Origin of the sequence: Stutzerimonas stutzeri (assembly GCF_000952685.1) — a bacterium.
Taxonomy (GTDB): domain Bacteria; phylum Pseudomonadota; class Gammaproteobacteria; order Pseudomonadales; family Pseudomonadaceae; genus Stutzerimonas; species Stutzerimonas stutzeri_E.
In genome coordinates this window covers 190,968-216,772 of the sequence record NZ_JYHV01000037.1, presented here as the reverse complement: position 1 = coordinate 216,772, position 25,805 = coordinate 190,968, and the positions used below count along the sequence as shown (strand labels likewise).

Below are 25,805 nucleotides of genomic sequence, written 5' to 3'. Positions count from 1 at the left end.
CCGATGGCCGAGGCGAGTCCACAGATCGGAACGTCTCACCTCGCAGCTTATCGCTCGGCGTCCTCGTCAGAAGTGCAAACTGGGGCCTGGCGTGTTGCCCTCCGGAAACTTCAGGCCGACCTTGCGCACTTCGCCATGCTCCATCGAGGCGATGGTCCAGATCAGGCCATTCCACTCGATCTGATCGCCGACGACGGGCTTGCCGCCGACACGTTCGGCCATGAATTGACCGATCTGCTGATTGCCATCCACATCGCCCAGCTTCAATCCGTAGAGGGCTGCGAGGGCGCTCATCTGGGCTTCGCTCTCAAGGATGAAATCGCCAAAGAAACGCATGTCGCGACCGCGCTGCGGCGCTTCGCTGAACAGCTTGCCGAGGGCCGGCAGGTCTTCCTCATGGCCGATTACGCAAAGGATGTCGTCAACCTGCAGGCGGGTACTGCCGGACGGATGCAGCAGCGCCTTGCCGCGAAACAGCGCGGCGATGCGCGTGCCGGTCGGCATCTTCAGTTCACGCAGGGCGGCGCCCACGCACCATTTCTTGGCCGTCAGCCGATAAATGAACATTTCCCACTGGCTGGTCGTGTGGATCTGTAAGCCCGCACGTGAAATCGGCAGAGGCGACGGCGGGACCTCGACTTTGGCCTTCTTCGCCGCCCAGGTCAGCGTCGTACCTTGCAGCAGCAGCGAGACCAGCACGATGAAGAAGGCGACGTTGAAGAACAGCTGGGCATTCTCCAGACCCGCCATCAACGGAAATACCGCGAGGATCACCGGTACTGCACCGCGCAGGCCTATCCAGGAAATGAACAGGCGCTCGCGCAGGTGGAAACTGCGAAACGGCAGCAAGCCGATGAACACCGCAAGCGGGCGGGCGAACAGGATCATCCACAGCGACAGCGCGAGCGCCGGCAGGGCGATCGGCAGCAAATTACTGGGAGTCAGCAGCAGGCCGAGCACCAGGAACATGCCGATCTGGCTCAGCCAGGCCAGGCCGTCGAACATGTGCAGAATGCCGTGACGGTTGCGAATGGGCCGGTTGCCCAGTAGCAGGCCGCAGACGTAGACCGCGAGAATGCCGCTGCCGCCAATGGCGCCGGACAGCGCATAGATCATGATGCCGCCGGCCACCGCCAGCAGCGGATAGAGCCCATCCGCCACTGACAGCCGATTGATCAGATGTAACAGCAACCAGCCTCCAGACAGGCCAAGCAGGGTGCCGATGCCGAATTGTTGCAGCAGGTTGACGAAAAAGCTCCAGCCGAAGCCGGTCTGACCAGACGCGAGCATGTCGATCAGGGCGACGGTGAGGAACATGGCCATGGGGTCGTTGCTGCCCGACTCGATTTCCAACGTCGAGCCGACGCGCTCGTTGAGCCCGCGACCGTTGAGCAGGTTGAACACCACGGCCGCATCCGTCGAGCCGACGATGGCGCCGATCAGCAGCCCTTGCATCAGCGGCAGGTCGAACAGCCAGGCGGCCGCCAGGCCGGTCAGCCCCGAGGTGATCACCACCCCGGCAGTGGCCAATGAAAAGGCCGGCCACAGGGCTACGCGGAAGGTCGCGGCGCGGGTACGCATGCCGCCGTCGAGCAGGATGATCGCCAGGGCCAGGTTGCTGATCAGAAAGGCCAGCGAATAATCGTCGAAGACGATCCCGCCGATGCCGTCGACCCCGGCGAGCATGCCCACCGCAAGGAAAATCACCAGAATCGGCACGCCGAGGCGTGTCGATAGGGAGCTCATCAGGATGCTCGCCGCAACCAACAGGGCACCGACAAAAAACAGTTGGTTGATGTTGCCGATATCCAAGCGCGCTCTCCGTGGGTTAGTGCCGCTGGCGAACATGCAGGGCGCATGCCAGCGATTCTAACCTGCTGATTTGGCGAGCTGTCAAAAAAGGCCTAAGGCGCGATGGGCGCAATAGGCGGACACGGAACCCAGTTGAGGACCTTAGGTTGCGCTAGGCCGCACGGCACGCACCCGAGGTCGGGGCGCGCCGTGCGCGGAGGTTAGAACCAGCTGTCCTGCATGCTCAGGCAGGTATCGTCGCGGCTGGCGAGAATTGCCAGTTCGTGGTGGCAGCTCGGCACTTCCCAAGTCAAAAAGTAGCGTGCCGCCTGCAGCTTGCCGCGGTAGAAGTCCGTGTCGGCCTCGTTGCCGCCCGCCAGTCCTTGCTCGGCGTGGATCGCCTGTTCAAGCCAGCGCCAGCCGATCACCGCATGGCCGAACACCTTGAGGTACAGCGCCGAGTTGGCCAATGCGAGATTGACCTTGCCGGTCATCAGATCACCCAGCAGCGTCTGGGTCACCTCCGTCAGGCGCGCAATCAATTGCTCCAGTGGCTGGCGCAGCGCATCCAGAGAACTGAACGCTGCGGCGCGTTTGCAAGTGCCCTGGATCAGGCCGACCAACTGACGCAGGCCGGCGCCGCCGTTCTGGCTCAGCTTGCGCGCCAGCAGATCGAGCGACTGGATGCCGTGGGTGCCCTCGTGAATGGGATTCAGTCGGTTGTCTCGGTAATACTGCTCGACCGGGTATTCGCGGGTATAGCCATGGCCGCCGAGGATCTGAATCGCCAGCTCGTTGGCCTTGAGGCAGAACTCGGAGGGCCAGGACTTGACGATCGGCGTAAGCAGGTCCAGTAGCTCATGGGCGCTGATGCGTTCTTCCTCGGTCTGCGCGGTCTGCTGCTCGTCGACCAGGCGCGCGGCATACAGGCCCAGATCGAAGGCGCCTTCGACGTAGGCTTTCTGCGTCAGCAGCATGCGCTTGATATCGGTGTGCTGGATGATCGGTACCTGCACCGAAGCTGGATTCTTGCCGTCCGGCAGACGCCCCTGCGGACGTTCGCGGGCATAGTTCAGCGAATACAGGTAACCGGCGTAGCCGAGCATGATCGCGCCCATGCCGACGCCGATGCGCGCATCGTTCATCATCTGGAACATGTACGACAGGCCCTTGTGCGGCTCGCCTACCAGGTAGCCGACACAGTTGCCGTTGTCGCCGAAGTTGAGCGCGGTGGAGGTGGTGCCACGCCAGCCCATCTTGTGGAACAGCCCAGCCAGGATCACATCGTTTCGGTCGCCCAGCGAGCCGTCATCGTTCACCAGGAATTTCGGCACGATGAACAGGCTGATGCCCTTCACGCCAGGTGGGGCGTCCGGCAGCTTGGCCAGCACCATGTGCACGATGTTTTCCGACAGCGGATGATCGCCACCGGATATGAAAATCTTGTTGCCCTTCAGGCGATAGGTGCCGTCGCCGGCCGGCTCGGCGCGGGTACGCAGGTCGGACAGGGATGAACCGGCATGGGGTTCGGTCAGCGCCATGGTGCCGAAGAAGCGGCCCTCGATCATCGGTTGCAGAAAGCGTTGCTTCTGCTCCTCACTGCCGAACACTTCGATCAGGTGTGAGGCGCCCATCGTCAGCATCGGGTACGAGGAGGTGCCGATATTGGCCGACTGGAAATGCGCGAAACAGGCCCGTGAGAGCAGATTGGGCAACTGCATGCCGCCATCGTCGAAGCTGCGCGAGGCGTTGTGAAAGCCGGCTTCAATGAACGCATCGACGGCGGGCTTTACCTCCGGAATCAGCACGGCTTCGCCGTCCTTGTAGATCGGCTCGTTCTCGTCGGCCTTGCGGTTGTGGGGAGCGAAGAGGTTCTCGGCGATGCTGCGGGCGGTGTCCAGCGCGGCGTTGAAGGTTTCGCGGTTGTGGTCGGCGAAGCGCTCGCGCTGGGTCAGGGCCTCGGCATCGAGCACTTCATAGAGTTCGAAGGCCAGGTTGCGTGGGCAAAGCAGCGTCTCGGACATGAAAATTCCTCCGTTTTATGCGGCCGAGTCTAAGGAGGCGTCGAGATGAATGCCTAGCACCATACATTCGAGTGATAAAGCGACACACAAATGCCTAGTGGTGCTTGTCAGGCCCGGTTCACCGTGGCCTTGCGCAGAAGTACTCGATAAACCGGGCCAAATGACCGTCACCGATGCCGGCGGCGATCAAGTGGTTTTCGGCGCATGCCAGATGGTCTTCGATGCGTTGGCTAGCCGCATCTCGACCCAGCAGGGCAACGACGGTGCTCTTGCCGGCATCCTTGCCGGCGTCCTTGCCGATCTGCTGGGGGCTAAGCTGATCGGCTAGATCATCGAGCAACTGGAAGGCCTGCCCCAGTTCGTTGGCGAAACCGTTGAGGTGAAAGGTGCGAGTAGCGCTAGCTCCGGCTAGCAGCGCGGCGAACTCGACTGCCGCGGTAAATAGAGGGCACGTTTTCAGGCGATTGGTATGGGCGATGGCCTCGAGCGGTCGTGCCTGTCTTCCCTCGCGCAGGTCATGGAACTGACCACGACTCAGACCCTGCGAGCCAGTCGCTTGGGCGAGCAGCCGCACCAGCTGGCTGCGGGTATCCGCAGCGATGTCTCCGGGTGAGGCGACTATGCTGAAGGCGTGGCTGAGCAGCGCCACTGAGCCCAGAACGGCGGCATCCTCGCCATACTGCCGATGGATCGTCGGTCTGCCGCGTCGTAGCTCGGCGTTGTCCATGCATGGCATGTCATCCAAGAACAGCGACGCGGCGTGGACCATTTCCAGCGCGCACGCAAGATCGAGCCCGACGGCCACGGCTGGCTCGTCCTGCAGATCCTTGAGTGCCAGCAGCAGAAGCAGTGGCCGGGTCCGCTTGCCGGGGGCGAGGGTTCCTTCTCGCATGGCGGTGCCGAGCACGTCCGACGACGGCGCCTGCGGCAACCATTCATCCAGCCTTTCGTCAATTTGCGCACGTAACGCTCTAACCGTCTGGTCGAAGTCGTGTTGCGTGTTCGGCAAGACAATGGCCACAGGTGATCTCCTGTTCGGGCTCTCAATAGCGAGGCAAATCTTGTACATTATTTTCGATATGTACAGGTTCGGCACTTTTTAATGACCACAGTCGTCAACATAAGGTCATCGAGCGAGGCGCTGCATGGATAACGAAATGATTGCCGGACGTAAAAACGATCACCTGGATATCGTGCTGGGCCCCAGTCGCGGCGGTGCCGTGGTGAACGCCGGCTATGCCGCGTTGACATTCGAGCATTGCGCCTTGCCGGAATTGCATTTGGACGATATCGACATCCGTACCGAACTGTTTGGCCGGTCCCTTGCGGCGCCGCTGCTGATCAGTTCGATGACTGGCGGTGCGGCCCGGGCCACGCAGATCAACCGCAACCTGGCCGAAGCCGCCGAGACGCTAGGCATCGCGCTTGGCGTCGGCTCGCAGCGCATCGCACTGGAAACCGGCGCCGATCAGGGGCTGACCCGACAGTTACGCCAGCTGGCCCCGAATATCCCGCTGCTGGCTAATTTCGGCGCCGCGCAGCTGGTGGCCGGCTACGGCCTGGACCAGGCACAGAGGGCGGTCGACATGATCCAGGCCGACGCCCTGATCATTCACTTCAATCCGTTGCAGGAAGCCGTGCAGATGGGCGGTGACCGTGACTGGCGCGGCGTGCTGCAAGCGATCGAAGCCCTGGCGGCACGCCTGCCGGTACCGCTGGTAGCCAAGGAGGTCGGCGCGGGGATCTCGCCCAGGGTTGCGCAGCGGCTGTTGGATGCCGGGGTTGCGGTCATTGACGTTGCCGGGGCTGGTGGCACTAGCTGGGCCGCGGTCGAAGCCGAGCGCATTCTCGACCCGAAGCAGCGCGCCATTGCTCAGGCGTTCGCCGGATGGGGCATCCCCAGCGTGCAGGCGATCGCTGGGGTGCGCCGCGCGTGCCCGGAGGCGCGCTTGATCGCATCGGGTGGCATTCGCGACGGCGTCGATGCGGCCAAGGCGATCCGCCTCGGTGCCGATTTGGTCGGTCAGGCCGCGGGCGTGCTGGACGCGGCGTTGATCGGGCCACACGCGGTCGTCGATCATTTCCAGGTGTTGATTCAGCAACTTCGCATTGCCTGCTTTTGCACGGGTTCGGCCGACCTTGCAGCGCTGGCACGAGCGCCGCTGCTACCGGCCTTCGATCCGAGCGGTTTCTGATGCCACCGCTGCGCCGTGGTCCGGACAGGAAAGGTGCCCGTCGATGACGCATTTCGCGGTGATTTCGCCGCCGTTCCTGAGTCATCTGCGAGCCTTGGAGGCGATCGCGTCTGAGCTGCTCGACCGAGGTCATCGGGTTACTTTCGTGCAGCAAGCGGACCTTGCCGCGGCATTGCGCAATCCAGCCCTGGGATTCGCTCAGACCGGCGCATGCTCGCATCCGCCCGGTTCGCTCAAAGCGGTCATCGACCGCGCGGCGCGTCCGGGCGGGCCATGGGGCATCCGCCGGGTCATCGCGGACATGGCTGCCGCCACCGAAATGTTCTGCCGCGACGCACCGCCGCTGCTGCGTTCCATCGGTGTCGAGGCGCTGATTGTCGACCAGATGGAGCCCGCAGGCGGACTGCTGGCCGAGCACCTCGGTTTGCCTTTCGTGTCGGTGGCCTGTGCGTTACCGGTCAACCGCGAGGCGCTGGTGCCGCTGCCCGTGATGCCCTGGCGCTACCAGCCCACACCCTGGGGCGAGCAGTTGAACCTGCACAGCAGCAAGGTCTACGACCGCGCGATGAAAGCGCACGCCGAGGTCATTGCGCGTCACGCCGCAGCGTTCGGTCTGCCGCCTCGTCAGCGCCTTGATGAGTGCCTGTCGCCACTGCTGCAACTGAGCCAGACGACAACGGGCTTCGACTTTCCGCGTGCCAGGCTGCCCGCGCATTTTCACGCTGTCGGCCCGCTGCGTCCGGCGCTGACCAATGAGCCCGTGCTGGAGCTGCCGGTCGCTACCGACCGGCCGTTCGTGTTCGCCTCGCTGGGCACCCTGCAGGGCGATCGCTTCGGACTGTTCGAACGCATCGCCGCGGCCTGTCGAGAGCTCGACCTGCAACTGCTGATCGCTCATTGCGGCCGGCTTGATACACGCCAGGAGCAGCGCCTGCTCAAGGCCGGGGCCGCCTGGGTCACCGATTTCGCCCCGCAGCGGGCGGTGCTTGCGCGGGCCGATGCGCTGATTACCCATGCCGGTTTGAACACTGTGCTCGATGCGCTGGAGGCGGGCGTGCCGAGCCTGGCGCTTCCGATCGCCTTCGATCAACCGGGCGTCGCCGCGCGGGTAGTGCATGCGGGCGCAGGACTGAAGCTCGATCCTCGCCTGGCCAGCCGACGACGCATGGTGCATGCGCTGCGCCGGTTGCTCCGCGAGCCCGGCTTTGCCCAGCGCGCGCGTGTGCTGGGTGAGGAGGTGCGTGCGGCGGGCGGCGCGTCTCGGGCGGCGCAGCTGATCGAGCAGACGTTAAAGGGCAGAGCGCATGCCGCACCGGGAGCCGAACATGGATGATGCGGACCTGATTCTCGTCGGCGGCGGCCTGGCCAACGGCCTGTTGGCGCTGCGCCTGCGCCAGCAACGCCCCGATCTGCGCCTGCTGGTGCTGGAGCAAGCCGATACCCTTGGCGGCAACCACATCTGGTCGTTTCATGAGCATGACCTCACGCCTGCGCAGCGAACCTGGCTGGAACCGCTGGTGACGTACCGCTGGCCGGGCTACGAGGTGATATTCCCCGGTCTCAGGCGACGGCTCGAGAGCGGCTACGCCAGCATCGTTTCCCTTCGGTTTCACCAGCACCTGATGGCTGAGCTGGCGGATGAGGTACGGCTGAGCGCATCGGTCAGCCAGGTTGACGCCCGACAGGTGCGCCTCGCCTCGGGCGAGGTGCTGAACGCCGCTGCGGTGATCGACGGTCGCGGCGTGCGGCAAACCAAGCAGCTGGCCCTGGGCTTTCAGAAATTTCTCGGCCAAGAAGTACGGCTGCAACGGCCGCATGGTTTGGCCCAGCCAATCATCATGGATGCCAGCGTCGCCCAGCGGGACGGCTATCGCTTCGTCTACGTGCTGCCGCTGAGCGTCGATACCCTGCTGATCGAGGACACCTATTACGCCGACGGCGACGCGGTGGCCCTCGACACGCTGCGCGCCAACATAGCCGGTTACGCCAGCGAGCGTGGCTGGGTCATCGCCGAGGTGCTGCGGGAAGAGCAGGGCGTGCTGCCGATCATCCTGTCCGGTGATCTGCCGGCGTTCTGGGACGAGGCGTGCGGAGTGCCACAGACGGGCCTCGCCGCCGCGCTGTTTCACCCCACCACAGGCTATTCGCTGCCGGACGCGGTACGCCTGGCCGATCACTTGATCGCGCTGGATCGCTGGGACGCCGGCGGGCTGTTCGCTTCCATTCGCGCCTATTCGCTGACGCAGTGGCGCCAGCGAGGATTCTTCCGTTTGCTCAACCGCATGCTGTTCATGGCCGGCCCGGCGGATTGCCGCTGGGCGGTGATGCAGCGCTTCTACTGCCTGCGCGAGCCACTGATCCAGCGTTTCTACGCGGCCAACCTGACCACCTGGGATCGCTTGCGCATCGTCTCGGGTAAGCCTCCCGTGCCGGTGGGCGAGGCGCTTCGGGCGCTGGCAGCCGGCAATCTGCACAAGGACAAACGATGAGCGAGCCAGCAGACGGGATGTTCAAACGGGCCGTGGTGATCGGCGCCGGTTTCGGCGGGCTGGCGCTGGCGATTCGTTTGCAACGTAGCGGCGTACAGACCACCTTGCTGGAAAAACGTGACAAGCCGGGCGGCCGTGCCTACGTCTATCACGACCAAGGCTTCACCTTCGATGCCGGGCCGACGGTGATTACCGATCCGCCGGCATTGGAAGAACTCTTCAGCGGCGCCGGCAAGCGCATGGCCGACTATGTCGAGCTGCTGCCGGTCAGCCCCTTCTACCGGCTGTGCTGGGAGGACGGCTACAGCTTCGACTACGTCAACGACCAGGCCCAGCTGGACCGGCAGATCCACGCGCTCAACCCTCGTGACGTGGCCGGCTATCAGCGCTTTCTCGCCTATTCGCGGGCGGTGTACGAGGAGGGCTACGTCAAGCTCGGCACCGTGCCCTTCCTGTCGTTTCGCAGCATGATCGGCGTCGCCCCGCAGCTGGCCAAGCTGCAGGCCTGGCGCAACGTGTACAGCATGGTGGCCAAATTCGTGGAGAACGACCGGCTGCGCCAGGCGCTCTCCTTTCACTCGCTGCTGGTCGGCGGCAATCCGTTCGAGACCTCGTCCATCTACGCGCTGATCCATGCCCTGGAGCGCCAGGGCGGTGTCTGGTTTCCCCGCGGCGGCACCGGGGCGCTGGTGCAGGGTATGGTCCGGCTGTTCGAAGATCTGGGCGGCAGGCTGGAGCTGAACGCCGAGGTCGCGCGGATCGAGCTGGAGGCTGGACGCGCGAAGGCCGTGATCACGGGTGACGGTCGCCGCTTCGACACCGATGCGGTGGCTTCCAACGCGGATGTGGTTAACACCTACAAGCAGCTGCTCGGGCATGAGGAGCGTGGTCGCGACGAGGCCAAACGGCTCTCCGGCAAGCGTTTCTCGATGTCCCTGTTCGTCATCCATTTCGGTCTCAAACGCCGTCATGAGCACCTGCAGCATCACACGGTGTGCTTCGGCCCGCGCTATCGCGAGTTGATCGACGAGATCTTCAAGCGTGAGACGCTGGCTGACGACTTCTCCCTCTACCTGCATGCACCCTGCGTCACCGACTCGTCGCTGGCGCCGGAGGGCTGCGCCAGTCATTACGTGCTGGCACCGGTGCCGCACCTGGGCACGGCGGATATCGACTGGGCAGTGGAGGGGCCGAAATATCGCGACCGCATTTTCGAGTATCTCGAGCGGCACTACATGCCGGGCCTGCGTGGGGATCTGGTCACTCATCGCATCTTCACGCCGCATGATTTTCGCGATGAGCTCAACGCCCATCTCGGCTCGGCGTTTTCGCTGGAGCCGATCCTCACCCAGAGTGCCTGGTTCCGCCCGCACAACCGCGATGACGTGATTCCCAATCTCTATATCGTCGGCGCCGGCACCCATCCGGGCGCGGGCGTGCCGGGTGTGGTCGGGTCGGCCAAGGCCACCGCGGGGTTGATGCTGGAGGATTTCATATCAAGGGGGCAGGGCGGATGAACGACCGGGTAATCGATCACTCGACCCAGGCTATGAACGTGGGCTCCAAGAGCTTCGCTGCGGCGGCGAAGCTGTTCGACGAGCGCACTCGCCAGAGCGCCGTGATGCTCTACGCCTGGTGCCGTCATTGCGATGATGTGATCGACGGTCAGACGCTGGGTCATGGCCAGGTCGAGGGTGATCGCTCCACCGGCGAAGCGCGCCTGGCCGAGCTGGTGGACCTCACGGAACGCGCCTATGCCGGCGAGCCGATGAGCGATCCGGCCTTCGCCGCCTTCCAGCAGGTGATTCAGCGTCACCGGATCCCTCGGGAGCATCCGCTGGAGCATCTGGCCGGTTTTCGCATGGACGTGCAGGACTACCGTTACCAGACACTCGACGACACGCTGCTCTACTGCTATCGCGTCGCCGGCGTGGTGGGCCTGATGATGGCGCGGGTGATGGGTGCAGAAGCGGAGCCGACCCTGGACCGCGCCTGTGATCTGGGCCTGGCCTTTCAGCTGACCAATATTGCGCGGGATATCGTCGAGGACGCCCAGATCGGGCGCGTCTATTTGCCGGCCGATTGGTTGGCCGAAGCCGGCATTCCCGAAGACGAGGTCGCGCTGCCGGCCCATCGCGCGGCATTAGCGGCGTTGGCGGCGCGGCTGGTGGACCTGGCCGAACCCTACTACCTGTCGGCGTCCCAGGGGCTTCGCGACCTGCCGCTACGCTCGGCCTGGTCGATCGCCACCGCCCATGGCGTCTACCGGCGGATCGGCGTCGAAGTGAAGGCGCGGGGCGCGGCGGCCTGGGACACACGCGTATCGACCAGCAAGGCGCAGAAACTGCAATTCCTGCTGGGCGGCGGGGTGCTGGCGCTCGCGTCGCGGCGGATGCAGATCACGCCGCGTCCCGATTCGCTATGGACGCGTCCGCGCTAAATAGCCCACGTCAGGTAGCAGCTTCTCGTCTCGCTAGTGATTCAACGGTCGCTGGTCTTGCGCAACGGGCCATCGTGCAGCTCGCGCAGCTGTTGTTTGAGCACCGGCAATGGCGGCGCATAAAGAAAGCCGAATGACACGCAGCGCTCCTTGCCTTCGACCGCATGGTGCAGACGGTGGGCCTGGTAGAGGCGCTTGAGATAGCCGTTGCGCGGCACGTAGCGCAGTGGCCAGCGGTGGTGCACCAGACCGTCATGGGCGACGAAGTAGAGGAAGCCGTAGCCCGTCATGCCGGCACCGATCCATTCCAGCGGGTGGTAACCGGCAGTGCCCAGGGCGATCAGCAGGATCGCCACGCCGGCGAACACCATCGCATATAGGTCGTTTTTCTCAAACCAGCCGTTGCGTGGCTCGTGGTGGGACTTGTGCCAGCCCCAGCCCCAGCCATGCATTACGTACTTATGCGCCCACCAGGCGAACAACTCCATGCCGACCAGCGTGGCAAGAAATACCAGGGAGTTGGTCAGTACGGTCATTTTCGATCCGTTGCTTCGGCAGGTCGCACCAGTCTACGCGTCGCATCGCGCGCGTCGACCCGACTCCGACACCTGGCGCTGGCTATTTCAGTCTGACCAACCCACCGCCAGCGAATGGGTCAGCTGCGCTGCTGGGACGGCCTGGCAGCCGCTTGCATTCTGCCCCGCCCAGAGTGGTGAAAAATCGCTGATGCCCTGGGGCTCGGCAGCGGCGCGCAGACTGCCAATCGCATTGCTGGCCAAAGGAAAGGCCGGCACTGCCTCGGGTCGTGGGCCGAGTTCGCGGATCAGTCGGTTGACCATGCCGCGCGCCGGCCGACCGGAAAACAGCGTGGTCAGCACCGTACGTTCCGCCGCTGGGCTCTGCAATGCCTGACGATGCAGCGCGCTGGTGCGGCTCTCGTCGCACAGCAGGTAAGCCGTGCCGACCTGTACGCCGGCCGCACCGAGTGCCCGCGCCGCGGCGACACCGCGCGCATCGGCGATGCCGCCGGCAGCAATCACCGGCACATCCAGCGCGGCCACCAACTGCGGCAACAGGGCGAAGGTGCCGACCTGGCCGTCGATATCCGCGCTGAGAAACATCCCTCGATGGCCACCGGCTTCGACACCCTGGGCGATGACCGCATCGACGCCTTGATTCTGCAGCCAGTGGCCTTCTTCGAGCGTCGTGGCGCTGGAGAGAATCCTCGCGCCGGTTGCCTTGACCCGCCTGAGCAGGTCCGGGGCAGGCAGGCCGAAATGAAAACTGACCACCGCCGGACGGTAACGCTCGACCACCTCAGCCATCGCTGCATCGAAGGGCTTGCGTGTCGCGCCGCTGGGAATGCTCATCGGGTCGATCTGGTGCTCTAGGAGAAAGGGCGTCAACACGTCCAGCCACGCCTGTTCCCGTTCCGGCTCGATGGCTGGCGGCTGGTGGCAGAAGAAGTTGACGTTGTATGGCCGGTCGGTCAGTGCCGTCATAGCGCTGAGCTCGGCATCCAGCGAGTCGGCGTTGAGCATGCCCGCGGGAATCGAACCCAGGCCGCCGGCCATTGACACCGCGGCGGCGAGCTGATGGTTCTGCGAGCCGGCCATCGGCGCCTGGATGATCGGAAGGGTGATGCGCAAGAGGTCGCGGATGTCCATCTGGGCTCCTTGTCGGCTGGGCAGGGCTGTTCACTGTAGCAGCCGATTATCGAAGAGTTGCATCGGCGTTCGCGTTGATCTGCGAGCAGCCCCTGCGAATCGCCGCGCCGCACGGTTAGACTGTGCGCTCTTCAGGAGTGCCCGATGAATTACCGCCACGCTTTTCACGCCGGCAATCACGCCGACGTGTTCAAACACCTCGTCCTGTCCCGGCTGTTCGCTTTGCTCGCGCGCAAGGAAGCGCCGTTCGCCTACCTCGACAGCCATGCCGGCGTCGGTCTGTATGACCTCGCCGGTGATCAGGCCAGCCGCACCGGCGAATGGCTGCAAGGCATCGCCCGGCTGTGGCAAGCAGACGACGCTCCGGCAGCGACCGAGGACTATCTGAACGTGATCCGCGCGCTCAATCCGGACGGCGTGCTGCGCTACTACCCGGGATCGCCGGAACTGGCCCGGCAGCTAAGCCGTCCGCAGGATCGTCTGCAGCTCAACGAGAAACACCCCGAGGATGGCCGTCTGCTGAAGGACAACATGGCCGGTGATCGCCGTGTCGCGGTGCATCTGGGAGAGGGCTGGCACGTGCCGCGGGCGTTGATGCCGACTCAGGAAAAACGCGTGGCGTTGCTAATCGATCCGCCCTTCGAGCAGGCAGACGAATTGACCCGCTGCGTGCAGGCGCTCACCGAAGCGCTCGGACGCATGCGCCAGACAATCGGCGTTATCTGGTACCCGATCAAGGATGAGCGTCAGCTCAAACGCTTCTATCAGCAGTTGTCGCGCAGCGGCGCGCCGAAACTGCTGCGCGCCGAACTCCATGTCCATCCCACCGACGAAGCGCTGCGCTTGAATGGCTCCGGTCTGGCCATCAGCAACCCACCATGGGGCCTGGAAGAGGAACTGCGCGAGCTGCTGCCGTGGCTGGCCAAGCTGCTCGGGCAAAGCGAGGGAGACTGGCGGCTGGACTGGCTGATCGATGAGAAGCAGTAGCGGCTGGAAGCGGTAAGGTGGTCGATTTTTACATCCACCGTCCGCCCGGTGGGTCGGTGAAGCGTGGCCCACCCTACGCGAGCTTCCCGTTCAGAACAGCTTCAGCGGCTCTTCCTGCAGCGCGGACATCTGCTCGCGCAGGGTCAGGATCTGATTGCCCCAATAGCGCTCGGTGCCGAACCAGGGAAAGCTCATAGGAAAGGCGGGATCGTCCCAGCGGCGTGCCAGCCAGGCGCTGTAGTGCATCAGGCGCAGCGCGCGCAGGGCCTCGATCAGTGGGAGTTCGCGCGGGGCGAAGTCGTGAAATTCGTTATAGCCATCGACCAGCTCAGACAACTGTCCGAGCCGCTCGTGACGTTCACCGGCGAGCATCATCCAGATGTCTTGAACCGAAGGCCCCATGCGGCAATCGTCCAGGTCCACCAGGTGGAAGGCGTCATCCCGGGCGAGAATGTTGCCCGGGTGGCAGTCACCGTGTAGGCGGATCGGTTGGAACTCGGTGCGGGCGAACACGTCGTCGACTCGCTTGAGCAGGTCGCGGGCCACCGATTCGTAGGCCGGCAGCAGGCTTTTCGGAATGAAACCGCCGTCCAGCAGCGTGGTCAGCGAGTCGTGGCCGAAATGCTGGGTGGTCAGGGTTTCGCGGTACTCGAACGGACGGCTGGCGCTGACCGCATGCATACGGCCGAGCAGCTGTCCGAGGCGGTAAAGTTGGTCGAGATTGCCGGGTTCCGGTGCGCGACCGCCACGCCGAGGGAACAAGGCGAAGCGAAAACCGGCATGTTCGAAAAGCGTCTTGCCGCCGTGCTCCAGCGGGGCAACCACCGGTATTTCGCGGTCGGCCAACTCCTGGGTGAACTGATGTTCCTCGAGTATGGCCTCATCACTCCAGCGGCCGGGGCGATAAAACTTCGCCACGATGGGCGTCTCATCTTCGATGCCCACCTGATAGACGCGGTTTTCGTAACTGTTCAATGCCAAGACGCGGGCATCGCTGATGAAGCCGGCGCTTTCCACCGCATCGAGCACAAGATCGGGTGTGAGTGTGTCGAAAGGGTGGCTCATGGTCGGCTCCGTAAATGGGTCGGCCAGTGTATTGCACTGGCGCGTTTACACAACCGCGGCTCTGGCCGCCTAATCGCCCGGCCTTGGCGTACGCGCCAGGCAGTAAATATCGACCCGCTCGGCGCCCGCGCGTTTCAACAAGCGAGCCAGCGCTTCGGCGGTTGCGCCAGTGGTAAGCACGTCATCTATGACCGCCACATGGCGACCCACGATCTGCAGCTCGTTTGTCAGCGCAAAGGCCTGGCGTAGGTTTTGGCGCCGGCTGGCGGCATCCAGCGCTTGCTGCGATGGGGTCTCATGAATGCGCTGCAACAGCTCGCGCTGGACCGGGATATCCAGCACCGGGCTCAGCCAGTTGGCGAGCATCTGTGCCTGGTTGAAGCCACGCTGGCGCAACCGCTTGCGAGCCAGGGGGACCGGCAGCAACATGTTCGGGCGTGGCAAGCCTTCGTCGAATCGGTGCTGCAGGTAGCGCGCCAGCTGCTCCGCCAGCAAACGACCGAAAGGCCAGCGTGACTGATGCTTGAAGCGCGTAACCAGGCTGTCCACCGGAAAGGCGAAGCGCCAGGGCACGGCCACATGGTCGAAGGCGGGGGGATGCTTGAGACACTGGCCGCAGATCGCGCCGGTCGCTGGCAACGGCAGCGCGCAGATCGTGCACTGCCCGCCGAGCCAGGGCAGTTCGGCCTCACAGGGACCGCATAGTGATTGCCCGGCTTCGCAGCGCTCGTCGCAGAGCTGGCAGAATTGCTCTAATTTTAACCAGTTGTAAACCATGATTCCTTTCCAGGTTGACAGCGCCTTTGGCTTGGCTAACCATTTCGCATCCGTGCCAAAGAATTCTATTACAAGGAATGCCTCATGAGCGCCACAGCCGCTTGCGCCACGCGTCACGATTGGAGCCTCGCTGAAGTCAAGGCGCTCTTCGAACAACCCTTCAACGACCTGATCTTCCAGGCTCAGGCCGTGCACCGCCAGCACTTCGATGCCAACCGCGTGCAGGTGTCCACGCTGCTGTCGATCAAGACCGGTGCCTGCCCGGAAGACTGCAAGTATTGCCCGCAGTCCGGCCACTACAACACCGGGCTGGATAAAGAAAAACTGATGGAAGTGCAGAAGGTGCTGGAGGCGGCTGCCGAAGCCAAGGCAATCGGTTCTACCCGTTTCTGCATGGGCGCGGCCTGGAAGCACCCCTCCGCCAAGGACATGCCCTATGTGCTGAAGATGGTCGAAGGCGTAAAGGCGTTGGGTCTGGAAACCTGCATGACCCTCGGCAAGCTCGATCAGGAGCAGACCAAGGCGCTGGCGGCGGCGGGGCTGGACTACTACAACCACAACCTCGACACCTCGCCGGAGTTCTACGGCAACATCATTACCACCCGCACCTACGCAGACCGTCTGGAAACGCTGAGCTATGTGCGCGAGTCGGGCATGAAGATCTGCTCCGGCGGCATCCTGGGTATGGGCGAGTCGTTGAACGACCGCGCCGGCCTGCTAATCCAGCTGGCCAACCTGCCCGAGCATCCCGAGTCGGTGCCGATCAATATGCTGGTCAAGGTCAAGGGCACGCCGCTGGCCGACGAGCAGGACGTAGACCCCTTCGACTTCATCCGCATGCTCGCCGTGGCGCGGATTATGATGCCCAAGTCCCATGTGCGCCTGTCCGCCGGTCGTGAGCAGATGAACGAGCAGATGCAGGCGCTGGCCTTCCTCGCCGGTGCGAACTCGATTTTTTACGGCGAGAAGCTGCTGACCACCGGCAACCCGCAGGCCGACAAAGACATGCTGCTGTTCAAGCGCCTGGGCATCCAGCCCGAAGCGCGCGAAGAGCACGACGACGAAATCCACCAGGCCGCCATCGAGCAGGCACTGGTCGAGCAGCGCGATTCGAAGCTGTTTTATAACGCGGTCGTGTGAACACGGAGCTGGAAGTTCGAAGCCGGACGCATGAAGCGATTCGGCCGTGCTTCCAGCGTCAGGCTTCCAGCTTCGAGTGAATCCATGCCTTTCGATCTGCAATCCCGCCTCGTGGAGCGCCGCGCGGCCCATCTCTATCGCCGTCGCCCCCTGCTGGATACACCGCAGCAGCCGGAGGTGACGGTCGATGGCGAGGCGCTTCTGGCGTTCTGTTCCAATGACTACCTGGGGCTGGCCAGCCACCCCGAAGTGATCCGCGCGTTGCAACAGGGCGCCGAACGCTGGGGCGTCGGCGGCGGCGCCTCGCATCTGGTGATGGGTCACAGCACACCGCATCATCAACTCGAAGAAGCGTTGGCCGAATTCACCGGCCGGCCACGGACGCTGCTGTTTTCCACCGGCTACATGGCCAACCTGGCGGCGGTTACCGCACTGGTGGGGCAGGGCGATACCGTGCTCGAAGACCGGATCAACCACGCCTCCCTGCTCGACGCCGGACTGCTCAGCGGCGCGCGATTTGCCCGCTATCTGCATAACGATGCGGCCAGTCTGGCCAAACGCCTGGAGAAGGCGACCGGCAATACACTGGTGGTGACGGACGGCGTGTTCAGCATGGACGGTGATCTGGCCGACCTGCCAACGCTTTGTGCCACCGCGAAAGCTCGCAACGCCTGGGTAATGGTCGATGACGCCCATGGTTTCGGTCCGCTGGGTCAAACCGGCGGCGGCATCGTCGAGCATTTCGGCTTGGGCATCGCTGACGTGCCGGTTCTTGTCGGCACGCTGGGCAAGGCGTTCGGTACCGCAGGGGCCTTCGTGGCCGGCAGTGAAGAACTGATCGAGACACTGATCCAGTTCGCGCGGCCATACATCTACACCACCAGCCAGCCACCAGCGGTCGCCTGCGCCACCCTGAAGAGTCTTGAGCTGCTGCGCAGTGAGGGTTGGCGCCGCGAGCATCTGCAGCGCTTGATTGCACGCTTCCGCCGCGGCGCGACCGAGATCGGCCTGACGCTAATGGATAGCCCGACGCCGATTCAGCCAATCCTGGTTGGCAGCAGCGAGCGTGCCTTGAAGCTATCCGCTGCCCTGCGTGAGCGGGGGATTCTGGTCGGTGCGATCCGCCCGCCCACTGTGCCGGCCGGCAGCGCGCGGCTGCGCGTCACCGTCAGTGCGTCGCACAGTGAGGCGCAGGTGGAACGACTGCTGGATATCCTGGCCGAATGCTGGAATCGATTGGCCGAGGAGCCTGAAGCGGATGCGTGATCAGCTGATTTTGTTGCCCGGCTGGGCGTTCGGCCCGGCGGCGCTGCAACCTTTGTGCGAGGCGTTGGTCGAGCTCGCACCCAGCCTCGACGTCGTAGTCGAGCCGTTGCCCGAACTGAGTGCAGCGCATGCCTGGCTCGACGAGCTGGACCAACGCCTGCCGCGCGACAGTTGGCTGGCCGGCTGGTCGCTGGGCGGCATGCTGGCCTCGCAATTGGCGGCGCGGCGTGTCGATAGCTGTCGTGGGTTGATTACCATCGCCAGTAATCCCTGCTTCCGTGCCCGACCACAGTGGCCGGAAGCCATGGGTGCGGACATCTTCGACGCCTTTCACGAGGCGTTCCGGCTCGATCCCGAGGAAACCCTTAAGCGCTTCCGTTTACTCTGCAGCCGGGGCGGCTACGATCCGCGGACACTGGCTCGGCAGCTGGAGGTGAGTCAGTCCCAGTCGTCGTCGCAGGTGTTGGATGCGGGTTTGCAGTTGCTGGCGGAGCTGGACGGGCGTGGTGCGCTGCACGGCTATTTCGGCCCGCAGTTGCACCTGTTTGCCGGTAACGATGCGCTGGTGCCGGCAGCTGCCTGCGAGGCGCTGCGGCGTTGGATGCCGGGCATCAAGGCCGAGCTCATAACCGGCGCGAGCCATACCGTTGCACTGGAGCGGGCCGACGACGTCGCGGCGGCGATGGTGGCCTTCATCAAGGGCGCCTTGGCATGAGCGACTCGGTCGCGGTACAGGTGCCAGGTGCCGAATCTGCGCTGCCTGATAAGCGTCACGTGGCAGCGTCGTTTTCCCGCGCCGCGGCCAGCTACGATTCGGTGGCCGAGCTGCAGCGTGCTGTCGGCAACGTGCTGTCCGATCGCTTGCCTGGTGATCTGCGCCCCGCGTGTTGGCTCGATCTGGGTTGTGGCACCGGCCATTTCTCCCGCGCCTTGGCGAGCCGTTTTCCCATCGCCAATGGTGTGGCGATGGACATCGCCGAAGGCATGTTGCAGCACGCGCGACCGCAAGGCGGCGCTGACGCATTTGTGGCGGGCGATGCCGAGTGTCTGCCGTTGCGCGACGCATCGGTCGACTTGATTTTCTCCAGCCTGGCGCTGCAATGGTGCGAAGATTTTTCCGCGGTGCTGAACGAGGCTCGCAGGGCGCTGCGCCGCAATGGGGTGTTCGCCTTCAGCAGTCTGTGCAGCGGCACCCTGCAGGAGTTGCGCGACAGCTGGCAGGCGGTGGATGGTTTCGCCCACGTCAACCGTTTCCGCAGTGAGCAAGCGTACCGGCGGCTTTGCGCCGCCAGCGGTTTGAGTATCCTGAGCCTCGATGTGCAACCGCAGGTGCTGCATTTCGCCGAGCTGCGCCAGTTGACCGCTGAACTCAAGGCACTTGGTGCCCACAACCTGAACCCAGGCCGGCCGGGCGGGCTTACTGGCCGGGCTCGTATTCGCGCGCTGATCGATGCCTACGAGCGCTTCCGCACCCCAACCGGGTTGCCGGCGACCTATCAGGTGATCTACGGCGTGCTGCGCAAGGATGATCGATGACAGCGTTTTTCGTGACGGGTACCGACACCGAAGTCGGCAAGACGACCATCGCCGCCGGGTTGCTGCATGCCGCTCGTCTTGCGGGGCTCAGTACCGCGGCGGCGAAGCCGGTGGCGTCGGGCTGCGAGATGACCGTCGACGGGCTACGCAACAGCGATGCGCTTGCGTTGCATGGCCAGTGCACCCTGCCGATGCGTTACGAGGAGGTCAATCCGTTCGCCTTCGAGCCGGCCATTGCGCCGCACCTGGCCGCACGTGAGGCGGGCATCGATTTGAACGTGGCGCGGCTGGTCGACCCGGTCCGGCAGATGCTGGCGCTGCAGGCGGACTTTTCGTTGGTAGAAGGGGCCGGTGGCTGGCGTGTCCCCTTGGCGGACCGCGAAACGCTTTCCGAACTGGCCGTGCAGCTCGGGTTGCCGGTGATTCTGGTGGTTGGGGTGCGCCTCGGTTGCATCAATCACGCGCTGCTCAGTGCCGAAGCCATCGAGCACGACGGGCTGCAATTGGCAGGTTGGGTCGCCAACATCATCGATCCCTCGATGTCGCGGCTGGATGAAAACCTCGCTACGCTGGCCGAACGCTTGTCAGCGCCTTGCCTGGGTCGCGTCCCGCGCCTGCCGGCCGCTTCCCCCTGCGATGTGTCGTCTTATCTTGATCTTGGGCCGCTCATTCCTGCCTGACAGGGTTCGTCGGTCCGCTTATCGCCATCCGGCACTGGCGACAACGCGTCGGCTCTGCTTCAATGATGGCTAACTGATCGCACGGGAATCGCAACATGCAGATCAATAACAACCTCCTTTCTGCCGGACTGGGCGCATACCAGGCCGGACAGCAACGTGTCGATAACGCCGGCGCTGCGCTCGCCGCGAGCACCTTGCCGGCTGCCGAGAATTCCCAGACGGTCGCCGATGCGATCGAGCTGACCGAGCAACTGGTTCAGATGAAAGTCGGTGAGCACACCGCGAAAGCTGGCGTGCGACTGTTGCAAACAGCCGATGAAGTGCTCGGTACCCTGATCAATACCAAAGCCTGACAGCGCTGGCCGCTCTGGCCGGCGTTCTTTGCCCTAGCGGCGCTTTCTCTCTTATCTCGATATTCATGGCGCCCGACCAACGGCGTCCTGGCCCCTGCTTGACATCGTGCAGGCCTAAACGTATGTTTCAAACGCCTGTTTGACCTGCCGCGTTGGCGGTCACAATCCAAATCCAAGAGTGGCCGGTCGGTCACCTGAACCAAGAACCCACCGCTGAGGTTTACGCTATGCCTGACTACAAGGCTCCCTTGCGCGATATCCGCTTTGTACGTGACGAACTGCTCGGCTACGAAGCGCACTACCAAAGCCTGCCGGGTTGTGAGGACGCCACCCCGGACATGGTCAACGCCATTCTCGACGAAGGCGCCAAGTTCTGTGAGCAGGTGATTGCCCCGCTGAACCGTGTGGGTGACATCGAAGGCTGCACCTGGAGCGAAAGCGGCGTGAAGACGCCGACCGGCTTCAAGGACGCCTACCAGCAGTTCGTCGAAGGCGGCTGGCCGAGCCTGGCCCATGACGTCGAGCACGGCGGCCAGGGTTTGCCGGAGTCGCTGGGTATGGCGATCAGCGAGATGATCGGCGAAGCCAACTGGTCATGGGGCATGTACCCCGGCCTGTCCCACGGTGCGATGAACACGCTTCACGAGCACGGTACGCCCGAGCAACAGCAGACCTACCTGACTAAGCTGGTGTCCGGTGAGTGGACCGGCACCATGTGCCTGACCGAGCCGCATTGCGGCACCGACCTCGGCATGCTGCGCACCAAGGCTGAGCCTCAGGCCGATGGCAGCTACAAGGTGTCCGGCACCAAGATCTTCATTTCCGCTGGCGAACACGACATGGCCGATAACATCGTCCATATCGTTCTGGCCCGCTTGCCCGATGCCCCGCAAGGCACCAAGGGCATTTCGCTGTTCATCGTGCCTAAGTTCCTGCCGAACGCAGAAGGTGGCGTGGGTGAGCGTAACGGTGTGTCCTGTGGCTCGCTGGAGCACAAGATGGGTATCCACGGCAACGCCACCTGTGTAATGAACTTCGACGGCGCCACCGGCTTCCTGATCGGCCCGCCGAACAAGGGCCTGAACTGCATGTTCACGTTCATGAACACGGCGCGCCTGGGTACAGCCCTGCAGGGCCTGGCGCATGCCGAAATCGGCTTCCAGGGTGGCATCAAATATGCTCGTGAGCGTCTGCAGATGCGTTCGCTGACTGGCCCGAAAGCGCCGGAAAAAGCCGCTGATCCGATCATCGTGCACCCGGACGTACGCCGCATGCTGCTGACCATGAAGACCTTCGCCGAAGGCAACCGTGCAATGCTCTACTTCGCCGCCAAGCAGGTCGATATCGTCCAGCGCAGCACCGACGAAGCGCAGCGCAAGGCCGCTGACGCCATGCTCGCCTTCCTCACTCCAATCGCCAAGGCGTTCATGACCGAAGTCGGCTTTGAAGCTGCCAACCACGGCGTGCAGATCTACGGCGGCCATGGCTTCATCGCTGAGTGGGGCATGGAACAAAACGTTCGCGACAGCCGCATCTCTTGCCTGTACGAAGGCACCACCGGCATCCAGGCACTCGACCTGCTCGGCCGCAAAGTGCTGATGACCCAGGGCGAAGCGCTGAAGGGCTTCACCAAGGTGGTTCACAAGTTCTGCCAGGCCAACGAGGGCAATGAGGCGGTCAAGCAATTCGTCGAGCCGCTCGCCAAGCTGAACAAGGAGTGGGGCGACCTGACCATGAAGGTCGGCATGGCCGCGATGAAGAACCGCGAGGAAGTCGGTGCCGCTTCGGTGGACTACCTGATGTACTGCGGTTACGCCTGCCTGGCCTACTTCTGGGCCGACATGGCGCGTCTGGCCTCGGAGAAGATCGCTGCCGGTGAAGACACCGACGGTTTCTACACCGCAAAGGTGCAGACTGCACGCTTCTACTTCCAGCGCATCCTGCCGCGCACCCGCACTCACGTGGAAACCATGCTGTCCGGTGCCGACAACCTGATGGACATGGACGAAGCTCACTTCGAACTGGCGTACTAAGGTTCAGGTGAAATCAAAACCGCTGCTTCGGCAGCGGTTTTTTTTGGCTTCGATAAATCCAATTCGTACCGATGCTGTTCCTGCCGGGTGATTGGCTGGTCGAGTGCTGGCACAATGCTTGTCTTCTTCACGGCTATTTGCCGGAGCTGTCGTGTCTCGTCTGAACGCCGCACGCTTTTTCAGCCATTTCTATGCGCCGCTGGCGTTGTTGTTCGGTGCCTTGGTGGCCGCACGACAGCCGAACCTGAACGAGTTCTTCATCTCGCTTTTCAACGTACTGCCTACCGTCTTGCTGCTACTTGGCGGGGCGTTTTGCATCGCCTATGGGCGGCTGCGCGAGACTTGCCTGCTGCTGACGGTTTACATCGTCTATTTCCTGCTGGATTCCCAGGCGGACCATTATCGCCTCAATGGCGCGCTGTTACCTGAAGCCGCATTGACGTTCCATCTTTGCAGCCTGCTGTTGCCGGTGCTCTATGGGCTGTACGGGTTGTGGCAGGAGCGGGCTCATCTGCTGCAGGATGGCCTGGCGCGGATTGCTGTACTGTTTGCTGTGGTGGCGGTTGCGTTGGCCCTGGCGCGGCGTTTTCCGCAAGCATTGCTCGACTGGCTGATAGACGTCCGGTGGCCATCGTTGGCGGCGGACTGGCTGCAGCTGATCCAGCTAGCCTATCCGGCGTTCCTGCTGGTGCTGACCGGCTTGCTGATCCAGTACGTGCGCCGACCCAGGCCGGTCCATGCGGCTCAGTTCGTGGCCCTGATTGGCTTGTTGTTGATGCTACCGCAAGTGTTCAGTCGGCCCGGCGCGCTCAACGTCATGAGCAGCCTGATGATGCTGATACTGGTGGTGGCGATCGCGCAGGAGGCCTACCAGATGGCCTTTCGCGACGAACTCACGGGACTGCCTGGGCGCCGTGCACTCAACGAGCGTCTACAACGGTTGGGACGGCAATACGTCATCGCCATGGCCGACGTGGATCGTTTCAAGGCATTCAACGATACCCACGGTCACGACGTCGGCGACCAGGTGCTACGGCTGGTGGCGAGCCGGTTGCGCAAGGTGGGTGGCGGCGGGCGTGCCTATCGTTACGGCGGCGAAGAGTTCGCTTTGGTTTTCCCAGGGCGCGATCTGCAACATTGTCTGCCTCACCTGGAGGCGGTCCGGCAGGCGGTCGAGGGTTATCCACTGCAATTGCGCGACAAGACCCGCCGGCCGAAAGCCGCCGAGCAGGGGCGGCAACGTCGCGGCGCTGGTACCGCTGGCGCAGTTTCGGTAACCATCAGCATCGGCGTCGCCGAGCGGTCGGTGACGCAGCGTACACCGGAAGAGGTCATCAAGGCGGCGGACCAGGCGCTTTATAGCGCCAAGGGCGCGGGCCGCAACTGTGTGCGGGCACATGGCGAGAACCGCCGCGGTGCGGTACGCACCTCCAAACAAGCGGTCACCGACGCCTAAGCAGTTATGACGGCGCATTCATCGTCTGCAATGTGATTGTTGAGCGGCCTGGTCTGCCGGTAGCGTGCTGCCTATAACAATGCACCGCGCTGTCTTCTGGAGAACGATATGCCCGCTTACAAGGCTCCCCTGCGCGACATGCGCTTCCTGATCGATGAAGTGTTCGACTTCCACGGCAGCTATGCTGCCAACGGCGCAGAGGACGCCACTCCGGACATGGTTAGCGCCATCCTTGAGGAGGGTGCCAAGTTCTGCGAGCAGGTTCTCTCGCCGCTCAATCGCAGCGGTGATGAAGAGGGCTGCCATTTCGACAACGGCGTGGTGACGACTCCCAAGGGCTTCAAAGAGGCCTTTGCCCAGTACGCACAGGGCGGGTGGATGGGGCTGGCCTCGGACCCGACCTATGGCGGACAGGGTCTGCCGCATTCGCTGGGACTGGTCATCGGAGAGATGGTCGGCTCGGCCAATACCTCCTTTGGCATGTATCCAGGGCTGACGCACGGCGCGATGGCCGCGATCGCTGCTCACGGCACCGACGACCAGAAACACGCCTATCTGACCCACATGACCGAGGGCCGCTGGACCGGCACCATGTGCCTGACCGAGTCCCACTGCGGCACCGATTTGGGCTTGATCAAGACTCGCGCTGTGCCTAAGGCTGACGGTAGCTACGCCATCAGCGGTACCAAGATATTCATCTCCGCCGGTGAGCACGACATGAGCGAAAACATCGTGCATCTGGTGTTGGCCAAGCTGCCCGATGCGCCCGCCGGTACCAAGGGGATCTCGTTGTTCATCGTGCCGAAGTTCTTGCCTGACGCTTCCGGCGAAGCGGGCGAGCGCAATGGTGTCGCCTGTGGTTCCATCGAGCACAAGATGGGAATCAAGGCGTCCGCTACCTGTGTGATCAACTTCGACGGCGCCACGGGCTTTCTTATCGGCGAGCCGAACAAGGGCCTGAACTGCATGTTCACCATGATGAATCATGCACGTCTTGGCACGGGCATGCAGGGGCTCTGCAATGGCGAGGCGAGCTATCAGGGCGCCGTCCAATACGCCAACGAGCGCTTGCAGATGCGCGCACTGAGCGGGACAAAATATCCAGACAAGCCAGCCGATCCGATCATCGTCCACCCGGACGTGCGGCGCATGCTGCTCACCATGAAAGCCTTCAACGAAGGCAACCGCGCGTTGGCCTATTTCACTGCACAGTTGCTCGACCAGATCCACAGCCCCGATGAAGGTCAGCGCCAGGAGGCCGAGGCCCTGCTGGCTTTTCTCACGCCGATCTGCAAAGCGTTCATGACCGACACCGGCCTGGAGGTGACCAACCTGGGCATGCAAGTGTTCGGCGGCCATGGTTATATCCGTGAATGGGGCATGGAGCAGCTGATGCGCGATTGCCGCATCGCGCCGATCTACGAAGGCACCAATGGCATTCAGGCACTCGACCTGCTTGGCCGCAAAGTCCTCGGCAGCCAGGGTAAGCTGATGCTTGGCTTCACCAAACGAGTGCATCGGTTCTGCGAGACCAACGCCGAGCATCCTCAGTTGCAGAGCTATGTGTCGCAGCTGGCCGTCATAAACCGCGATCTGGGCGAGATGACCCAGCGAATAGGCATGGCCGCCATGAAGAACGCTGACGAAGTCGGCGCAGCGTCGGTCGATTATCTGATGTACTGCGGCTACCTGATTCTCGGCTACTTCTGGCTGCGCATGGCCGTGGTTGCCCAGAGCAAACTGGAGGCGGGAGATGGCGATGCCGCGTTCTACCAAGCGAAGCTGATCACCGCTGAATTCTATTTTGCGCGCTTGCTGCCGCGTACCGCGGCGCACAAATCGGCTATCGAAGCCGGTGGTGCAAGCCTGATGAAACTGCCTGCCGACCAGTTCATTTTCTAATCCA

Annotated in this window: 22 protein-coding genes; 15 read left to right on the top strand and 7 right to left on the bottom strand. The window is 63.4% G+C overall.

Annotated features, from left to right (window positions below):
* Positions 1–66: 66 nt before the first annotated feature.
* The 3 genes from UF78_RS19665 to UF78_RS19655 all read right to left on the bottom strand — a co-directional run bounded on the left by UF78_RS19665 (position 67) and on the right by UF78_RS19655 (position 4,836).
* A complete protein-coding gene (locus UF78_RS19665) occupies positions 67–1,812 on the bottom strand; it encodes a potassium/proton antiporter (protein WP_045163903.1) in 1,746 nt (581 codons plus the stop codon).
* 200 nt (positions 1,813–2,012) lie between these two features.
* A complete protein-coding gene (locus UF78_RS19660) occupies positions 2,013–3,815 on the bottom strand; it encodes an acyl-CoA dehydrogenase (RefSeq protein WP_045163902.1) in 1,803 nt (600 codons plus the stop codon).
* 118 nt (positions 3,816–3,933) lie between these two features.
* Positions 3,934–4,836, bottom strand: coding sequence for a polyprenyl synthetase family protein (locus UF78_RS19655; RefSeq protein WP_052679347.1), 903 nt, complete (start codon positions 4,834–4,836; stop codon positions 3,934–3,936).
* Positions 4,837–4,960: 124 nt separating this feature from the next.
* Between UF78_RS19655 and fni the strand changes: the two genes are divergently transcribed.
* Genes fni through crtB form a run of 5 tightly spaced genes read left to right on the top strand, consistent with a single transcriptional unit; the run spans position 4,961 to position 10,939 of the window.
* Entirely contained in the window at positions 4,961–6,010 is a 1,050-nt protein-coding gene (gene fni, locus UF78_RS19650) for a type 2 isopentenyl-diphosphate Delta-isomerase (protein ID WP_045163901.1), read from the top strand.
* Between the two features lie 43 nt (positions 6,011–6,053).
* Positions 6,054–7,343, top strand: a complete 1,290-nt coding sequence (locus tag UF78_RS19645) for a glycosyltransferase (RefSeq protein WP_045163900.1) — start codon at positions 6,054–6,056, stop codon at positions 7,341–7,343.
* A complete protein-coding gene (gene crtY / locus UF78_RS19640) occupies positions 7,336–8,499 on the top strand; it encodes a lycopene beta-cyclase CrtY (RefSeq protein ID WP_045163899.1) in 1,164 nt (387 codons plus the stop codon). The genes UF78_RS19645 and crtY overlap by 8 nt, the downstream gene beginning before the upstream one ends.
* Positions 8,496–10,016, top strand: a complete 1,521-nt coding sequence (locus tag UF78_RS19635) for a phytoene desaturase (protein WP_045163898.1) — start codon at positions 8,496–8,498, stop codon at positions 10,014–10,016. Before crtY ends, UF78_RS19635 begins: the two co-directional genes overlap by 4 nt.
* Positions 10,013–10,939: a 15-cis-phytoene synthase CrtB gene (gene crtB / locus UF78_RS19630; RefSeq protein ID WP_045163897.1), complete on the top strand. Its 927-nt coding sequence runs from the start codon at positions 10,013–10,015 to the stop codon at positions 10,937–10,939. Before UF78_RS19635 ends, crtB begins: the two co-directional genes overlap by 4 nt.
* Before the next feature lie 41 nt (positions 10,940–10,980).
* Here crtB and UF78_RS19625 read toward each other — a convergent pair whose 3' ends face one another.
* A complete protein-coding gene (locus tag UF78_RS19625) occupies positions 10,981–11,475 on the bottom strand; it encodes a sterol desaturase family protein (RefSeq protein WP_045163896.1) in 495 nt (164 codons plus the stop codon).
* Positions 11,476–11,562: 87 nt separating this feature from the next.
* On the bottom strand, positions 11,563–12,606 hold the full coding sequence (locus UF78_RS19620; RefSeq protein WP_045163895.1) for an NAD(P)H-dependent flavin oxidoreductase: 1,044 nt from the start codon (positions 12,604–12,606) through the stop codon (positions 11,563–11,565).
* Positions 12,607–12,750: 144 nt separating this feature from the next.
* On the opposite strand from UF78_RS19620, the gene UF78_RS19615 reads away from it, so the two are divergent.
* On the top strand, positions 12,751–13,593 hold the full coding sequence (locus UF78_RS19615) for a 23S rRNA (adenine(2030)-N(6))-methyltransferase RlmJ (protein ID WP_045163894.1): 843 nt from the start codon (positions 12,751–12,753) through the stop codon (positions 13,591–13,593).
* A 90-nt stretch (positions 13,594–13,683) separates the two neighbouring features.
* Here UF78_RS19615 and UF78_RS19610 read toward each other — a convergent pair whose 3' ends face one another.
* Together UF78_RS19610 and UF78_RS19605 are read right to left on the bottom strand one after the other, a co-directional pair.
* A complete protein-coding gene (locus tag UF78_RS19610) occupies positions 13,684–14,658 on the bottom strand; it encodes a serine/threonine protein kinase (protein ID WP_045163893.1) in 975 nt (324 codons plus the stop codon).
* A gap of 69 nt (positions 14,659–14,727) precedes the next feature.
* Entirely contained in the window at positions 14,728–15,435 is a 708-nt protein-coding gene (locus tag UF78_RS19605; RefSeq protein ID WP_045163892.1) for a ComF family protein, read from the bottom strand.
* 84 nt (positions 15,436–15,519) lie between these two features.
* Between UF78_RS19605 and bioB the strand changes: the two genes are divergently transcribed.
* From bioB to UF78_RS19560, 9 genes are all read left to right on the top strand, one after another.
* On the top strand, positions 15,520–16,575 hold the full coding sequence (gene bioB / locus UF78_RS19600) for a biotin synthase BioB (RefSeq protein ID WP_045163891.1): 1,056 nt from the start codon (positions 15,520–15,522) through the stop codon (positions 16,573–16,575).
* A gap of 84 nt (positions 16,576–16,659) precedes the next feature.
* Positions 16,660–17,841, top strand: coding sequence for an 8-amino-7-oxononanoate synthase (gene bioF, locus UF78_RS19595; RefSeq protein ID WP_045163890.1), 1,182 nt, complete (start codon positions 16,660–16,662; stop codon positions 17,839–17,841).
* A complete protein-coding gene (locus UF78_RS19590; RefSeq protein ID WP_045163889.1) occupies positions 17,834–18,556 on the top strand; it encodes an alpha/beta fold hydrolase in 723 nt (240 codons plus the stop codon). Before bioF ends, UF78_RS19590 begins: the two co-directional genes overlap by 8 nt.
* The gene (bioC, locus tag UF78_RS19585; protein WP_045163888.1) at positions 18,553–19,377 is read left to right on the top strand and encodes a malonyl-ACP O-methyltransferase BioC; all 825 of its coding nucleotides are present in this window, start codon (positions 18,553–18,555) and stop codon (positions 19,375–19,377) included. The genes UF78_RS19590 and bioC overlap by 4 nt, the downstream gene beginning before the upstream one ends.
* Positions 19,374–20,057 (top strand): dethiobiotin synthase, encoded by a 684-nt coding sequence (bioD, locus tag UF78_RS19580; protein ID WP_045163887.1) that lies wholly within the window; start codon positions 19,374–19,376, stop codon positions 20,055–20,057. Before bioC ends, bioD begins: the two co-directional genes overlap by 4 nt.
* A gap of 95 nt (positions 20,058–20,152) precedes the next feature.
* Positions 20,153–20,410, top strand: a complete 258-nt coding sequence (locus UF78_RS19575; protein WP_045163886.1) for a hypothetical protein — start codon at positions 20,153–20,155, stop codon at positions 20,408–20,410.
* A 227-nt stretch (positions 20,411–20,637) separates the two neighbouring features.
* Positions 20,638–22,443 (top strand): phenylacyl-CoA dehydrogenase, encoded by a 1,806-nt coding sequence (locus UF78_RS19570; RefSeq protein WP_045163885.1) that lies wholly within the window; start codon positions 20,638–20,640, stop codon positions 22,441–22,443.
* A 151-nt stretch (positions 22,444–22,594) separates the two neighbouring features.
* Positions 22,595–23,899 (top strand): GGDEF domain-containing protein, encoded by a 1,305-nt coding sequence (locus UF78_RS19565; RefSeq protein WP_045163884.1) that lies wholly within the window; start codon positions 22,595–22,597, stop codon positions 23,897–23,899.
* A gap of 108 nt (positions 23,900–24,007) precedes the next feature.
* Positions 24,008–25,801 (top strand): acyl-CoA dehydrogenase C-terminal domain-containing protein, encoded by a 1,794-nt coding sequence (locus tag UF78_RS19560; protein ID WP_045163883.1) that lies wholly within the window; start codon positions 24,008–24,010, stop codon positions 25,799–25,801.
* Positions 25,802–25,805 lie beyond the last annotated feature (4 nt).

Bases quoted from the DNA above. Each gene is read 5' to 3' on its own strand.
- UF78_RS19645 (WP_045163900.1), top strand. From the start codon at position 6,054: ATGACGCATTTCGCGGTGATTTCGCCGCCGTTCCTGAGTCATCTGCGA.
- fni (WP_045163901.1), top strand. From the start codon at position 4,961: ATGGATAACGAAATGATTGCCGGACGTAAAAACGATCACCTGGATATC.
- UF78_RS19625 (WP_045163896.1), bottom strand. From the start codon at position 11,475: ATGACCGTACTGACCAACTCCCTGGTATTTCTTGCCACGCTGGTCGGC.
- UF78_RS19570 (WP_045163885.1), top strand. From the start codon at position 20,638: ATGCCTGACTACAAGGCTCCCTTGCGCGATATCCGCTTTGTACGTGAC.
- UF78_RS19560 (WP_045163883.1), top strand. From the start codon at position 24,008: ATGCCCGCTTACAAGGCTCCCCTGCGCGACATGCGCTTCCTGATCGAT.
- UF78_RS19635 (WP_045163898.1), top strand. From the start codon at position 8,496: ATGAGCGAGCCAGCAGACGGGATGTTCAAACGGGCCGTGGTGATCGGC.
- bioC (WP_045163888.1), top strand. From the start codon at position 18,553: ATGAGCGACTCGGTCGCGGTACAGGTGCCAGGTGCCGAATCTGCGCTG.
- UF78_RS19620 (WP_045163895.1), bottom strand. From the start codon at position 12,606: ATGGACATCCGCGACCTCTTGCGCATCACCCTTCCGATCATCCAGGCG.
- UF78_RS19610 (WP_045163893.1), bottom strand. From the start codon at position 14,658: ATGAGCCACCCTTTCGACACACTCACACCCGATCTTGTGCTCGATGCG.
- UF78_RS19590 (WP_045163889.1), top strand. From the start codon at position 17,834: ATGCGTGATCAGCTGATTTTGTTGCCCGGCTGGGCGTTCGGCCCGGCG.
- crtY (WP_045163899.1), top strand. From the start codon at position 7,336: ATGGATGATGCGGACCTGATTCTCGTCGGCGGCGGCCTGGCCAACGGC.
- UF78_RS19615 (WP_045163894.1), top strand. From the start codon at position 12,751: ATGAATTACCGCCACGCTTTTCACGCCGGCAATCACGCCGACGTGTTC.
- bioB (WP_045163891.1), top strand. From the start codon at position 15,520: ATGAGCGCCACAGCCGCTTGCGCCACGCGTCACGATTGGAGCCTCGCT.
- UF78_RS19575 (WP_045163886.1), top strand. From the start codon at position 20,153: ATGCAGATCAATAACAACCTCCTTTCTGCCGGACTGGGCGCATACCAG.
- crtB (WP_045163897.1), top strand. From the start codon at position 10,013: ATGAACGACCGGGTAATCGATCACTCGACCCAGGCTATGAACGTGGGC.
- bioD (WP_045163887.1), top strand. From the start codon at position 19,374: ATGACAGCGTTTTTCGTGACGGGTACCGACACCGAAGTCGGCAAGACG.
- bioF (WP_045163890.1), top strand. From the start codon at position 16,660: ATGCCTTTCGATCTGCAATCCCGCCTCGTGGAGCGCCGCGCGGCCCAT.
- UF78_RS19605 (WP_045163892.1), bottom strand. From the start codon at position 15,435: ATGGTTTACAACTGGTTAAAATTAGAGCAATTCTGCCAGCTCTGCGAC.
- UF78_RS19660 (WP_045163902.1), bottom strand. From the start codon at position 3,815: ATGTCCGAGACGCTGCTTTGCCCACGCAACCTGGCCTTCGAACTCTAT.